Genomic DNA, 14,374 nt, shown 5'->3' on the forward strand with positions numbered 1-14,374 from the left:
GCTCCGGCTCCGGCTCCGGCTCCGGCCGCACAGCAACCCCCGGCTCAGCAGCCCAACACCCCGTCCACCCCCGCGCCCAACGCACAGGACGGCTACGGATTCCCGCACCCCGGCGCGCCCGCCCCGGCCACACCCAACCCCCGGGCCGGATACGGCTTCCCCCACCCCGGCGTGCCCCCGCAGGCCCAGGCCCAGCCGCAGCCCGAAGGGCAAGGGCAGCCTCCGCAGCCCGTGGACCCGCGGACCGGGGCCGCCTGGCCGCAGCCCATGCAGCACGACCAGCGGCAGCCGACCAACCCGGGGGCCGCGCCGCTCGGTTACACCGCCGCCGTGGAGTTGTCGTCCGACCGGCTGCTCAACAGCAAGAAGCAGAAGGCGAAGAGCAGCCGTCCGGTGGCCGGCGGCGGTCGGTTCAAGATCGGTGGGAAGAAGGAGGAGGCCGAGCGGCAGCGGAAGCTGGAGCTGATCCGTACGCCCGTGCTCTCCTGCTACCGGATCGCCGTGATCAGCCTCAAGGGCGGTGTCGGCAAGACGACCACGACCACCGCGCTCGGCTCCACGCTCGCCACCGAGCGGCAGGACAAGATCCTCGCGATCGACGCCAACCCGGACGCGGGAACCCTCGGACGCCGCGTGCGCCGCGAGACCGGGGCCACCATCCGTGACCTCGTCCAGGCGATCCCGCACCTCAACTCGTACATGGACATCCGGCGGTTCACCTCCCAGGCGCCGTCCGGTCTGGAGATCATCGCCAACGACGTCGACCCGGCCGTGTCCACGACGTTCAACGACGAGGACTACCGGCGCGCGATCGACGTGCTGGGCAAGCAGTACCCGGTCATCCTCACCGACTCCGGTACCGGTCTGCTCTACAGTGCCATGCGCGGTGTGCTGGACCTCGCCGACCAGCTCATCATCATCTCGACGCCGTCGGTGGACGGTGCGAGCAGCGCGAGTACGACGCTGGACTGGCTGTCGGCGCACGGGTACGCCGATCTCGTCGCCCGGTCCATCACCGTCATCTCCGGGGTGCGCGAGACCGGCAAGATGATCAAGGTCGAGGACATCGTGTCGCACTTCGAGACGCGCTGCCGGGGCGTCATCGTCGTGCCGTTCGACGAGCATCTCGCCGCCGGTGCCGAGGTCGACCTCGACATGATGCGGCCGAAGGTGCGGGAGTCGTACTTCAACCTCGCGGCGATGGTCGCCGAGGACTTCGTCCGTCACCAGCAGATGCACGGTCTGTGGACCTCCGACGGCAACCCGCCGCCGGTGGCCGCCCCGCCGCTGCCCGGCCAGCCCGTCCCGGGCCAGCCCCAGCCTCCGTATCCCGGCCAGCTGCCCGGCGCCGGGCAGCCGGTTCCCGGCCAGCAGGTCCCGGGCCAGCCGGGCCCGTACCCCCAGCAGCCGCAGCCCGGACAGCCGTACCCCCAGCCCGCCCAGCCAGGGCAGCCGTACCCGCAGGCCGCAGGCCAGCCGCCCTACCCGCAGCCCGGGCATCCGGGACAGCCAGGACAGCCGGCCGCGCAGCCCGGGCAGCCGTACCCCCAGCCCGGCCAGCCCCCGGCAGCGCCCCCGCAGCCTGGATACGGCTACCCGCAGCCAGGCCAGCCCGGTCAGCCCGGTCAGCCCGGTTACGGCTACCCGCAGCCCGGTCAGCCCGGTTACCCGGCGCAGTCCGACGGGCAGACCCCGCCGCCTGCGCCGCCGTCGCAGTAATCGCCTCACCCGATCGGCCCCTTTCGAGGGGCCGATCCCGTTCGTGGCCCGCGCCGTTCCCACTCGGTGCGGGCCACGGCGCGTTCCGGGGCGAAAACCGTTGCCACGCCCTGGCCAGGAGGGCGTCAGTGGTCTCGACCAATGGCCGCGAAAAGCTCGCCAATTCGTTATTTCCGCAGGCCACAAGGGGTCCATGTGCCGTTGACGGTAGAGATGGCCGCTGATAGACACACTCATCATCCATCTGACGCCTGATCAACCTGACACCTGATCAACCCGTCCTTCCCGTCCGAGCGATGACGCGAGGTCCGACCATGGGCACGAAAGATCAGACACGCAGCCTCCCGCGCGGCCTCAGGCTCGTCGCCGTGGCCGGAGCGGGCGCGCTCACCCTCACCGCCGGTCTCGCGACTCCGCTCGACCCGGCGCCCCGGCAGGCCCGGGCGGCCGACGACGGCAAGAAGGTGCTGACCGTCGCTGTGGCGCAGAGCGTGGACTCACTCAGCCCGTTCCTGGCGGTCCGGCTGCTCAGTACGAGCATTCACCGGCTCATGTACGAGTACCTGACGAACTACGACCCCAAGGACAACCACGCCGTCCCGGGCCTGGCCACCAAGTGGGAGCCGTCGCCGGACAAGCTGACCTGGACGTATACGATCCGCTCGAACTCCAAGTGGTCGGACGGCAAGCAGGCCACGGCCGAGGACGCGGCGTGGACGTTCAACAAGATGATGACCGACTCCGGCGCGGCCACGGCGAACGGCAGTTACGTCGGCAACTTCCGGAAGGTGACGGCGCCCAGCCCGACCAAGCTGGTCATCGAGCTGAAGAAGCCGCAGGCCACGATGACCGCACTCGATGTGCCGATCGTGCCGAAGCACGTGTGGGAGAAGGTCTCGGACTTCTCCGAGTTCAACAACGACAAGAGCTTCCCGGTGGTGGGCAACGGGCCGTTCGTGCTGACCGGGTACAAGGCCGACAGCTACGTCCGGCTCAAGGCCAACAAGAGCTTCTGGCGCGGGGCTCCGAAGTTCGACGAGCTGGTCTTCCGGTACTACAAGGACCAGGACGCGGCGGTGTCGGCGCTGCGCAAGGGCGAGGTGTCGTTCGTCGCCGGTTCACCGTCCCTGACGCCCGCTCAGGCGGCATCCCTGGAGGGCGCGGAGAACATCAAGGTCAACGACGCCCCCGGCCGCCGTTTCTACGCCCTCGCCACCAACCCGGGCGCGAAGGCGAAGAACGGCGAGAAGTTCGGTGACGGCCATCCGTCCCTGCTGGACCAGCGGGTGCGGAACGCGCTGTTCAAGGCCGTCGACCGCAAGGCCGTCATCGACAAGGTGTTCCAGGGGCACGCCGTCGAGGGCGAGGGCTACATCCCGCCGCGCTTCTCGCAGTACTTCTGGAAGCCGTCCGGCAGCCAGAAGCTGACGTACGACCCGGCCGAGGCGGCCCGGATGCTCGACCAGGCGGGGTACAAGAAGAACGGCGACGGCAAGCGCGTCGGCAAGGACGGCAAGCCCATCACCTACCGGGTCCTGTGCCACGCCACCGACCCAAACGACAAGGCGGTCGGCAAGTACCTCCAGGAGTGGTGGGGCAAGCTCGGCATCGGCGTCCGGCTCAACTGCCTGGACAACGTGACCGACCCCTGGCTCGCCGGCAAGTACGACCTGGCCTTCGACGGCTGGTCGGTCAACCCGGACCCGGACTTCGTGCTGTCCATCCACACCTGCGGGGCGCTCCCGGCGACCCCGGAGGACACGGGCGCGACCGACAACTTCATCTGCGACAAGACGTACGACGAGCTCTACGCCCGCCAGCTCGCCGAGTACGACCCCGCCAAACGGGCGGACATCGTCAAGCAGATGGAGTCGCGGCTGTACGGCCTCGGGTACATGAACGTCATGGCGTATCCGAACGCGGTCGAGGCCTACCGGACGGACCAGATCAAGTCCATCACGACCATGCCGGCGAAGGCGGGGAACATCTACGGCCAGGACGGTTACTGGAGCTGGTGGTCGGCGGTCCCGGCGGAGTCGAGTGGCTCGTCGGACAGCGCGTCGTCGACGGGGGTCGTGGCCGGGATCGTCGGAGGTGTCGTGGTCCTCGCCGGGCTCGGCGTCTTCGCGGCGATGCGGCGGCGCTCCACCGCCGAGGACCGCGAGTAGAGCGGGCGAGCGGAACTCATGACCGCTGACGCGACACCCGCGCTGGTCGAGGAGAGGAAACCGGCGGCCGGCCCCCGGGCACGCAGGAGCTCCGCGTATCCGCGGTACCTCGCGGGCAAGGTTGCGGGCGCGGCCGTATCTCTGCTGGCCGTGCTCGTCACCAGCTTCTTCCTCTTCCGGCTGATCCCCGGCGACCCCGTGAAGACCATGACGGGCGGCCGTCAGGTCTCGGCCGAGCAGCTGGCGGCATACCGCGAGGAGTTCGGGCTCGATCTTCCGCTGTGGCGGCAGTTCACGGACTACTGCGGCAAGGCGCTCACCGGCGACTTCGGGACGTCGTACCAGTTCCGTGCCCCCGTCGTGGACAAGATCACCGAGGCGCTGCCGAACACCCTGCTGCTGACCGGGACCGCCTTCGTCCTCTACACCGCGCTGGGCATCTTCCTCGGCACCCGGTCGGCATGGCGGCGCGGCGGGCTCGGCGACCGGATCAACACCGGCCTGGCGCTGACCCTGTACTCCATTCCGTCCTTCTGGCTCGGGCTGCTGCTGATCATCGTGCTGTCGGTGGGCATCGGCCCGATCCCGGGCATGTTCCCCACCGGTGGCATGGAGTCGGGCGGCGAGGAGGGCTTCGCGTACGTCCTCGACGTGGCGCACCATCTGGTACTGCCGGTGGTGACGCTGGTGGCCGTGGAGTACGGGCAGACACTGCTGGTCACCCGGTCGGCGCTGCTGGACGAGATGGGCAGCGACTATCTGACGACCGCGCGGGCCAAGGGGCTGCGCGACGACCTGGTGCGGCGCCGGCACGCCGTACCGAACGCGCTGCTGCCGACCGTGACGCTGATCTTCATCAACCTCGGCCGGACGGTGGCGGGCGTGATCCTGGTCGAGACGGTGTTCTCCTGGCCGGGCCTGGGCGGACTGTTCTACCAGGCGCTGAGCGTGCCCGATCTGCCGCTGGTGCAGGGGCTGTTCTTCGTGTTCGCCGCCGCGGTGATCGTGATGAACACCCTCGCCGACCTGGTCTATCCGCTGCTGGACCCCCGGGTGGCCCGATGACGACGACGACCGGCACGGGCACGAGCCCGCGCGCCCTCGCCCGGCAGCGGCGCCGGGCCTCCGTCGCGCGCTTCTGGCGGCAGTACCGCGCCGAACGGGCGGGGCTGTTCGGCCTGACCGCGCTCGCCCTGTGCGCGCTGCTGGCGCTGTTCGCGCCGCTGTTCGTCGGCTCCGACGTGAGCAGTGTGACCGACGCGCCGGGGCGTCCGATGCAGAGCCCGAGCGCCGAGTTCCCGCTCGGCACGGACCAGTTCGGCCGGGACCTGCTGGGCCTGGTGGTCTGGGGTTCGCGGGTGTCGCTGCTGGTGGGGCTGCTCGCGGCCGTGCTGTCGGTGGCGATCGGCACCCTGATCGGGGTCACGGCGGGGCACTTCAAGGGCTGGTACGCGACGGTGATGATGCGGATCACCGACTGGTTCCTGGTCATGCCGACCCTGGTGCTGGCGATCGCCCTGGCCACCGTGATGTCCCGCTCGCTGACCACGACCGTGGTCGCGATCGGCGTCACCACCTGGCCGACCACGGCCCGGCTGGTGCGGGCGCAGACCCTCGCCGTGGAGACGCGGCCGTACATCGAGCGGGCGAAGGCGCTCGGCGGCGGGCACTGGCACATCATGTCCCGGCACGTGCTGCCCAACGTGATGCCGCTGGTGCTGGCGCAGACGACCCTGATCATCTCCTCGGCCATCCTCGCCGAGGCGACGCTGGCCTTCCTGGGCCTCGGTGACCCGACCGTCGTGTCGTGGGGCGGGCTGCTCCAGGACGCGCGCGAGGCGGGCGCGGTCAGCGCCGGGGACTGGTGGTACCTGGTGCCGCCGGGCATCGCCATCGCCGTGGTGGCGCTGGCGTTCACGCTGTGCGGGCGGGCCGTGGAGTCCGTCCTCAACCCCAGGCTGGGGGTGTCGCGGTGACTCTGCTCGACGTCAGGGACCTGACGGTGACGTACGCGGGCGGGGCGGCCGCCGTGCGCGGGGTGGACCTGCGCCTGAACGCCGGCCAGAAGCTCGGCCTCGCCGGGGAGTCCGGCTGCGGCAAGTCCACGCTGGCGCTGGCCCTGCTGCGGCTGCTGCCCGCCGGGACCCGCATCACGGGTCAGGTCCTGCTCGACGACGAGGACGTGCTGGCGATGAAGTGGGGCCGGGTGCGGGCGGTCCGCTGGGCCGGGGCCTCGGTGGTGTTCCAGGGCGCGATGCACTCCCTGAACGCCGTGCACCGCGTCGGCGACCAGATCGCCGAGCCGATCCTGCTGCACCGGAAGGCCACCCCGGCCGGCGCGAAGAAGAGGACCGGGGAGCTGCTGGAGCAGGTCGGCCTGCCGGCGGCCCGCGCGGACGCCTATCCGCACGAGCTGTCCGGCGGGCAGCGCCAGCGCGTCATGATCGCCATGGCGCTGGCCTGCGATCCGCGGCTGATCATCGCCGACGAGCCGACCACCGCGCTCGACGTGATGATCCAGGCGCAGATCCTCCGGCTCATCGAACAGCTCGTCGCGGACCAGGACCTGGGCCTGATCATGATCAGCCACGACCTGGCGGTCCTCGCCGACACCTGCGACCGGCTCGCGGTGATGTACGCGGGCCGGGTGGTCGAGGAGGGCCCGGCCCGGCAGGTGTACGAGGACGCCCGGCATCCGTATGCCAGGGCCCTGTCGGCCGCGTTCCCGCGCATCGGCGACCCGGCCTCCCGGTTCGCGCCGCAGGGGCTGCCCGGTGACCCGCCCGACCCGGCGGCACTGCCGTCCGGCTGTACGTTCCATCCGCGCTGCCCGGTGGCGCTGGAGTCCTGCCCCGAGCAGGACCCGGTGCTGCGCGAGGCGGGGCCGGAGCGCCGGGCGGCGTGCGTCCTGGTCGGGCCTCCGGGGGACGGGGACCGGACCTTGGACGAGCGGGCGGCGCAGGACCCGGAGGCCCTTGAGGAAGCGAGGCCCAGCACGCCATGACCACGTCCCCCACGGCTCCCGACGTCACCACGGCACCTCTGCTGAGCGCCCGGGACCTGCACGTCACCTTCCCCGGCCGGCACGGCGGCCCCCGGGCCCGCGCGGTGGACGGGGTCGACCTCGACATCCGGCCCGGCGAGATCGTCGCGCTGGTCGGCGAGTCCGGCTGCGGCAAGACGACCCTGGCCCGCAGTCTGCTGGGCCTGGTCGAGCCGGCCTCGGGCCGGGTCACCTTCGACGGCCGCCCGCTGGAGTACTCCGGCCGGTCCCTCAAGGCGTACCGCAAGCGCGTCCAGCTGGTCCTCCAGGACCCGAGCGGCTCGCTCAACCCGCGGCACACGGTGTACGACGCGGTCGCCGAGGGCCTGCGCATCCACGGCTACGGCGGTGACGAACGGACGGCCGTAGCCGAGGCCCTGTCCCGGGCCGGGCTACGTCCCCCGGAGCGCTTCTTCCTGCGCTATCCGCACGAACTGTCGGGCGGGCAGCGCCAGCGGGTCGTCATCGCGGGCGCGCTCGTCCTGGAACCCGAACTCCTCGTCGCCGACGAGCCGGTGGCGTCCCTCGACGCCTCCGTACGCGGTGAGATCCTCGCCCTGCTGCTGCGGCTGCGCACCGACCTGGGCCTGTCCGCGCTGGTCGTCACGCACGACCTGGGACTGGCCTGGAACATCGCCGACCGGGTCGCCGTGATGTACCTGGGCCGGATCGTGGAGACGGGCGCGGTGGAGCAGGTCCTGACCGCGCCCCGCCACCCGTACACCCAGGCCTTGCTGTCGGTGCTCCCCGAGGCACCCGCCGACCCGGTGGTCCTCACCGGCGAGCCCCCGGACCCGTCGCGGGTGCCGTCCGGCTGCCGCTTCCACGCCCGCTGTCAGATCCTCGCGAGCGGCGAGGCGGAACGGGCGGGTGTCGCGGACGCGTGCCGCAACCGGGATCCGGAGATCCTCGACGGCAGCGGCACGGCTCAGGTGGCATGCCACTGGGCGACACGCTGAAGGCGAAGCCGGGAGGAATGCCCCGGCGCCTTGTGCGGCCCGGCTAGGCGTGCGGCTTCCCGGCGTGGGCGAGGGCGCTGGGGGTCCGGCAGCCGACTACGCCGGCGAGTTCGCCTTCGGCCTCACCCTCATCCTCGACGCCCTCCACCCGGACGAGGCCGCGAGCGCATAACGAATACGCGGGATGGGCCAGGGACGCTAGGCGGACCGCTCGGCCGCCGCCACCAGCTCCCGGCAGCGCTTGACGTCCTCGGCCATCTGCTCCAGCAGCGCGTCCAGCGTGTCGAACCTTGCCTGTCCCCGCACGAACGCCAGGAAGTCGACGGCGACATGGAGGCCGTACAGGTCGAGGCCCACCCGGTCGATGGCGTACGCCTCCACCGTGCGCTCGGTGCCGTCGAACTGCGGGTTCGTGCCGACGGAGATCGCGGCCGGCATCGCCTCGCCCTGGGCGTGCAGCCAGCCGGCGTAGACACCGTCGGCGGGGATGGCGGTGTGCGGAAGTGTCTCGACGTTGGCGGTCGGGAAGCCCATCTCGCGGCCGCGCTGGGCGCCCCGGACGACGACGCCCTCCACCCGGTGCGGACGGCCCAGGATCTCGGCGGCGCCCTCGACGTCGCCCTCGGCGACCAGACGCCGGGTCAGCGTCGAGGAGAACGGCTCGCCGCCGCCCGCCTCGCCGGTCACGTACAGGTCGACGACCTCGACCTCGAAGTCGTAGGTCTTGCCCTGGGTCGCCAGGAACTCCACGTTGCCGGCGGCCTTGTGGCCGAAGCGGAAGTTGGGGCCCTCGACGACGGCCTTGGCGTGCAGCTTGTCGACGAGGACCTTGACGACGAAGTCGGCCGGGGACAGCTTCGAGAACTCGGTCGTGAAGGGCAGGATGAGCACCGCGTCCACGCCCAGGTCGGCCATGAGTTCGGCGCGGCGGTGGTGCGGGGCGAGCAGCGGCGGGTGGCTGCCGGGGCGGACGACCTCGCTGGGATGCGGGTCGAAGGTGACGACGACGGCGGGCACGCCCAGCTCCCGGGCGCGGTTCACGGCATGCCGGATGATCAGCTGGTGTCCGCGGTGGACTCCGTCGTAGGAGCCGATGGTGACGACGCTGCGCCCCCAGTCCTGGGGGATGTCCTCCAAGCCACGCCAGCGCTGCACTGTGCCTGCTCCTTGTCGAAAGCTCGTCGAACCCGTGTCCGTGGTTGTTCCTGGTTGCCTCGTACGCAGGTCTAAGGGTGCCATGCCGGGTGTCTCCGGCACGCATCGGCATGGGAGCTGTGACCGGGCGCACGACGCTTCGTCCTCTCCGGCGTGCGCGGGATCCCTCAGACGGGCACGCTCACACCCGCCAGGTTCTCGATCGTGCGGTGGGCGCTCGGCCCGACCAGCACCGCCCAGTCCTCGGGCGCGTCGGCCAGCCAGCGGGCCACGCGTGCGGCGAAGCCGGGCACGTGCCGGCCGAGGTCGGCCAGGGCGCGGTCGAAGCGGGCGGCGCCCTCCGGGGTGCGCACGAGGAGCAGTCCGACGCGGCGGACGAGGTCGCGCAGGTCGTCGCCGCCGTTCCGGGCGGCGGCGTGCAGCAGCGCGTCCAGGACGTCGGTGTCGTGCTCGCGGGCCAGAAGCGCGTCGCGCAGCTCGCGGCGCAGCGGGCCGGAGGCGGGGATGCCGGGCGGGGTGAGGACCGCGGCCAGGGCGCACCGCAACCGCACCGGGCCGCCCTCCAGCAGGCCGGTGACCAGCGGCAGGAGCACGGCCCGGGCGGCAGGGCCACGGTCGAGCCGCTGGTCCACGTACGCGGCCACGGGCCCGGCGAGTTCCGGCCGCCGCTGTGCCGCACGCCCCACGAGCGCGGCGACCCGCCGGGCCAGGCCGGGCGGGGTGGCGTCGGCGAGCGCCCGCAGCGCCTCCTCCGCGTCCGGCCGCTCCAGCCGCACCGCGAAGGCGCCGAGGACCGGCTCGGGGTGGGCCAGGAGGGCGGCGGCCGGCGCGTCCGGCGGGAGATGCGGGTCGCACGCCGCGAAGTGCTCCAGCGCCCGCGGGAGATACCGCGCCCGGGTGTGCGGGTCCTGGACGAGGAGGGCGAGTGCGCCCCCGTGCAGGGCCCGGTCGGCGGGGCGGGCGAGCAGGGTGAGAGCCGCGTAGCGCAGGAGGGCGCGGTCGCCTCCGGTGCGCACGTGCGGCGCGACGCGCAGGCCGTGCGCCATCGCGGCACTCCGTCGCGCCGGCCGCTCGTCGCGCGCCCACCGGTCGACGGCCCGGCACACCGCCGACGGTTCCTCCTCGGCCAGCACGGCGAGCAGCTCGTCGGCCCTCCGGTGCGCGCGGTCGACGAGCACGTCCGCCAAGTCGTCCAGGGCGCCGTGCCGGTGGGTGTGCAGCAGTGCCTGCGCGGCCGTGGCCACGGTCGCGTGCGGGGTGGCGGGCAGCGGCTGGTCGTCGTCGAACCAGCGGGCCAGCAGCGGCTGTACGGCGGTGGGATCGGCGGCCAGCAGGTGGGCGACGGTGTCCAGGAACCGGGGACCGGCCTCGCACGGCGGGCCGTCGGCGTGCACCAGCCGCCTCAGCAAGGCGAAGCGCTCGTCCTCCGGCAGCCGTACGCCGGCCCAGAAGGCGGGCCCGGCCTCCTCCGGCACGGGCCGCTCCTGCCGCCGCCAGGCCACGATCCGGTCGGCGAGCAGCCGCAGCACCTCCGTGTACGGCGTCGCCTCGGGTACGGCCGACAGGGTTCCGGCGAGCAGCCGGGCGGCCCACCAGGACCGTGGCTCGGCGTCCAGGGCGTGCACCAGGTCCGCCAGCCGGGAGGCCAGTCGGCCGGTGCCGTGGTGGCGGGCGAGGAACAGCAGGGCCTGGACGACGGGCCCGATGCGGTGGTGCGGGACGGGGCCGGACTGCGCGTCCTGCCGGCGGTGGACGAGGGCATTCAGGGCCTCGTCGAGGTCGAGGTGCAAACCCTGGAGCCAGTCGGCGAGCTCCTCGTGGGCGAAGCGGTAGCCGGCTCCGGCGGGCACGAGCAGACCCTCGGCGAGGACGGCCGATGCCCAGCCGGTGCCGCCGCCGAGCCGCGCCGGTGCGGGCCCCCACGGGAACACCGCCTCGAACGCCGCCCGGTCCAGATCCCCCAGCCCGGGTCCCAGGCTGCGCCGGGCGGCCTCGTGCACCTGCCCGGCGACCATGGCGGCCAGCCGGCGCACGGCCGTGCCGCACAGGCCGCTCCCGGCGGCCAGCCGCACGGCGATGCGCAGGCACATCAGGTCCAGGTAGGCCGAGAGGACGTCGTCGCGGCAGACGGTGGCGCCGGGGCCGTTGGGACTGGTCGGTGGGCCGGCGCTTTCCGGGGCGTCGAAGACACCGAGTGCGCCGCGGATCTCGGCGAGCAGCCGCAGGGTGAGGGGGTGCCGGGCGTCGGCGTCGACGAGGGCGCTCTCCGGGATGCCGTGGCGCAGCCGGGCCTCCCGGGCCTCCTCCTCGGTGAGATCGCCGAGGCGCACGGCCGCGGGCCGCTCCGCGGCACCGCCCGGCCGGTACAGGACCTCCGCCGGGAACCCCGCCCTCTCCCAGTACTCCGGCCGGCACGCCACGACCAGTCGCCCACCCGTCTCCCGCAGCCACCGCACCGTCCCGTCCGTCCAGTCGGCCAGGCGGCGGGCCGGCGCCGGGGGCATCTCCTCCGGGCCGTCGAGGAGCAGCAGCAGGGGCCGGCCGAGGGCACCGGCGAGGCGGGCGAGGCGCTCGGGCGTGGTGTCGCCCAGGTCGGCCGGCAGGAAACGGGACCGGGACGCGGCCACGACAGTGGCGGCCCGGGTCAGCGCCCGGCGTGCCGCGTCGGCCACCGAGGCGTCGTCGTCCCGCAGGTCGCAGCCGCGCAGCCACAGCGTGGGATGCCCGCTGCGGGCACGGCGCGCGGCGAGCGCCGCGAGTTCCGTCGTACGACCGCTGCCAGGCGCCCCGACGAGGCCGAGCACGACCGCCGGGCCTGCCTCGAACGCGCTGAACTCGGCCACCACGGCCGCCCGTTCGACCGGCTCAGGGAAACCCGTGCCGCCGGGCGGGCCGTCCAACTCCACCGCGGTGCCGGTCAGCTCCAGTACCCCGGCCAGGTTGAGATCGGCGCCGTACGCGGGGACCGTCGCCGCGTTCTCGGCGAGCAGCTCGGCGAGCGGGCCCGTCGCACCGGGGGCCCGGGGATGCAGCGGTACGGCGAACCCGACGTCGCTGTGGTCGGAGCGGAGCGCGGTGCCGAGGACACCGACGACGGCGCCGGTCGCGGCGTCGAGCACCGGACCGCCGGCCGCCCCGCAGCCCCGTCGCAGCGCGTCCCGCCCTGCCGTACCGACCGCCAGCTCCAGCGCGCCGTCGAGGCGGTGGAGGCGGTCCGTGGCCGTGTACGTCACGGCGGTCGAGCCCAGCACCCTGGCCTCGCGCCAGCCGCCGGCGGCGATCCGCACGTAGGCGCCCGTCGCGGCCCCGCCCCGCACGGTGACGGGCAGCGGCGGCACGCCGAGGCCCTCGGTCCGTACGAGGGCCAGGTCGAGCGCGGGCAGCGGGGTCACCGCGTCGGCGGACACGACCCGGCGGCGGTCCCCGGCCCCGTGCAGGACGAGCCGGGGCAGGCCGCCGACCGCCTCGTGGCTGGTGACGAGCGTGCCGTGGTGGTCGGCCAGGAAGCCGGTGCCCCGGAGGCGGCCGGCGAGGTCGTGGATCCGGACGAGGGCCGGTCCGGATGGCCCGCCGTCGGTTCCCTCGGTCGTCCCCTCCGCTGTTTCGGGGCGGTCCTGGGATGCTGGTGCGCTGTCCTGTGTCTCCCCGGACCGGTTCCGCGACGTCATCGTCGAGCCTCCCCGCCGTACACCCGTGCCCTTGCGTCCGACGGTAGGGGCGAGATGATCAGCGGGACAGATCGCTCGGCGAAAGCGCCCCCTTCCGCTCCCCCGGTTTACTCCGAGCGCCTGCACGGACGGGTGAACGAACCGGGGCGGCTGGATACACCCTAGGGGTGGGGGAACCGAGGGGGGGACCGTGGAGCGGCGGCTGCGGAGGTACCCCGTGGCCGCCGCTCCACGGGCGGACGGCTGTCAGCCGAAGACGGCCAGGCTCTTGGCCTTGCCCCGATGCTCCTCGACGAGAGCGAGGAAGCGGCCCTCCGGGTCGAAGACGGCGACGGGTCCGGAGCCCGCGTACTCCTCGGGCATGTCCAGCCGTACGCCGTTGGTGAGCAGCCGGGCGCGCCGGGCGTCGACGTCCCAGCGGCGGAACGCGGCCGCGGCGGCCTCGGCGACCGGCATCACGGTCAGCTCCTGCTGGAGCTGGTCGAGGGTGCGGGCCGCGTCCAGCTTGTAGGGCCCTACGCGGGTGCGGCGCAGGGCGGTGAGATGCCCGCCCACTCCGAGGTCGGCGCCCAGGTCGCGGGCCAGGGCCCGGATGTACGTGCCGGAGGAGCAGACGACCGAGACGACCAGGTCGAGTACGGCCGTGCCGTCCTCGGCGACGGCCTCCCGGACGTCGTACACACCGAAGGAGGAGACCGTGACGGGCCGGGCCGGGATGTCGAACTCCTCGCCGTCCCTGGCCCGCTTGTAGGAGCGCACGCCGTTGATCTTGATGGCGCTGACCTTCGACGGCACCTGCATGATGTCGCCGGTCAGCTTGGCGACACCGGCGTCGATGGCGTCGCGGGTCACCTCGGAGGCGTCCGTGGCGGAGGTGATCTCCCCCTCGGCGTCGTCGGTGAGGGTGTTCTGCCCGAGCCGGATCGTGCCCAGGTACTCCTTCTCGGTCAGGGCGAGGTGGCCGAGGAGTTTGGTGGCCTTCTCGATGCCGAGGACGAGGACGCCCGTCGCCATCGGGTCGAGGGTGCCGGCGTGCCCGACGCGTCGTGTCCTGGCGATGCCGCGCATCTTGGCGACGACGTCGTGCGAAGTGAAGCCCGACGGCTTGTCGACGATGACGAGGCCGTCGGGCGTGGTGTGCTTCTGGGTCATTCGGCGGTGTCGTCCGTCTCGTCGGCCTCGTCCGGCTTGCGGTACGGGTCGGCGTCACCGGCGTACTTCGCGCCCGCGGACGCCTCCCGCACCTTCTCGTCGGACTGGCGCGCCTTGTCGAGGAGGTCCTCGATGGCGCGCGCGGTGTCCGGGAGGGCGTCCATGACGAAGGTCAGGGTCGGCGTGAACTTCACGCCGGCGGCCCGTCCGACCTCGGAGCGCAGGATGCCCTTGGCGCTCTCCAGGCCGGCCGCGGCCGCGTTCCGCTCCTCGTCGTCCCCGTACACGGTGTAGAAGACGGTCGCCTCCCGCAGATCACCCGTGACCCGCGTGTCCGTGATGGTGACGTGCGAGCCGAGCCGCGGGTCCTTGATCCCGCGTTGCAGCTTCTGGGCCACCACTTCCCGGATGAGGTCCGCCAGCCTCTTGGCCCGCGCGTTGTCGGCCACTGGTCCGTCTCCCGTTCTTTCCTGTCTGGGTCGTTCTCGGTTCGTCAGTCGTCTTCGCCGT

10 protein-coding genes are annotated in these 14,374 nt (G+C 73.0%); 6 read left to right on the forward strand and 4 right to left on the reverse strand.

Annotated features, from left to right (window positions below; all coding sequences use genetic code 11):
- The 6 genes from AOQ53_RS17935 to AOQ53_RS17960 all read left to right on the forward strand — a co-directional run.
- A partial coding sequence (locus AOQ53_RS17935) for a MinD/ParA family ATP-binding protein (protein ID WP_148640344.1) occupies positions 1 to 1,719 on the forward strand: 1,719 nt, incomplete at its 5' end.
- 314 nt (positions 1,720 to 2,033) lie between these two features.
- Positions 2,034 to 3,887 (forward strand): ABC transporter substrate-binding protein, encoded by a 1,854-nt coding sequence (locus AOQ53_RS17940; RefSeq protein ID WP_059418495.1) that lies wholly within the window; start codon positions 2,034 to 2,036, stop codon positions 3,885 to 3,887.
- 18 nt (positions 3,888 to 3,905) lie between these two features.
- Positions 3,906 to 4,952, forward strand: coding sequence for an ABC transporter permease (locus tag AOQ53_RS17945; RefSeq protein ID WP_059418497.1), 1,047 nt, complete (start codon positions 3,906 to 3,908; stop codon positions 4,950 to 4,952).
- The gene (locus AOQ53_RS17950) at positions 4,949 to 5,863 is read left to right on the forward strand and encodes an ABC transporter permease (RefSeq protein WP_059418500.1); all 915 of its coding nucleotides are present in this window, start codon (positions 4,949 to 4,951) and stop codon (positions 5,861 to 5,863) included. Before AOQ53_RS17945 ends, AOQ53_RS17950 begins: the two co-directional genes overlap by 4 nt.
- Positions 5,809 to 6,891 carry an ABC transporter ATP-binding protein gene (locus tag AOQ53_RS17955; protein WP_408055172.1) on the forward strand — a complete coding sequence of 361 codons (1,083 nt, stop codon included), beginning with the start codon at positions 5,809 to 5,811 and terminating at the stop codon, positions 6,889 to 6,891. Before AOQ53_RS17950 ends, AOQ53_RS17955 begins: the two co-directional genes overlap by 55 nt.
- Positions 6,888 to 7,889, forward strand: a complete 1,002-nt coding sequence (locus AOQ53_RS17960; RefSeq protein ID WP_059418504.1) for an ABC transporter ATP-binding protein — start codon at positions 6,888 to 6,890, stop codon at positions 7,887 to 7,889. The genes AOQ53_RS17955 and AOQ53_RS17960 overlap by 4 nt, the downstream gene beginning before the upstream one ends.
- A gap of 198 nt (positions 7,890 to 8,087) precedes the next feature.
- Here the strand turns inward: AOQ53_RS17960 and AOQ53_RS17965 are convergent, their stop codons facing one another.
- The 4 genes from AOQ53_RS17965 to rbfA all read right to left on the reverse strand — a co-directional run bounded on the left by AOQ53_RS17965 (position 8,088) and on the right by rbfA (position 14,313).
- Positions 8,088 to 9,044 (reverse strand): bifunctional riboflavin kinase/FAD synthetase, encoded by a 957-nt coding sequence (locus tag AOQ53_RS17965; RefSeq protein ID WP_059418506.1) that lies wholly within the window; start codon positions 9,042 to 9,044, stop codon positions 8,088 to 8,090.
- Positions 9,045 to 9,211: 167 nt separating this feature from the next.
- Positions 9,212 to 12,712 (reverse strand): S1 family peptidase, encoded by a 3,501-nt coding sequence (locus tag AOQ53_RS17970; RefSeq protein ID WP_059418508.1) that lies wholly within the window; start codon positions 12,710 to 12,712, stop codon positions 9,212 to 9,214.
- Between the two features lie 246 nt (positions 12,713 to 12,958).
- Positions 12,959 to 13,864 carry a tRNA pseudouridine(55) synthase TruB gene (truB, locus tag AOQ53_RS17975; protein ID WP_059418509.1) on the reverse strand — a complete coding sequence of 302 codons (906 nt, stop codon included), beginning with the start codon at positions 13,862 to 13,864 and terminating at the stop codon, positions 12,959 to 12,961.
- Positions 13,861 to 14,313: a 30S ribosome-binding factor RbfA gene (gene rbfA / locus AOQ53_RS17980; protein ID WP_059418511.1), complete on the reverse strand. Its 453-nt coding sequence runs from the start codon at positions 14,311 to 14,313 to the stop codon at positions 13,861 to 13,863. Before rbfA ends, truB begins: the two co-directional genes overlap by 4 nt.
- Positions 14,314 to 14,374 lie beyond the last annotated feature (61 nt).

Origin of the sequence: Streptomyces azureus (assembly GCF_001270025.1) — a bacterium.
GTDB lineage: Bacteria > Actinomycetota > Actinomycetes > Streptomycetales > Streptomycetaceae > Streptomyces > Streptomyces azureus.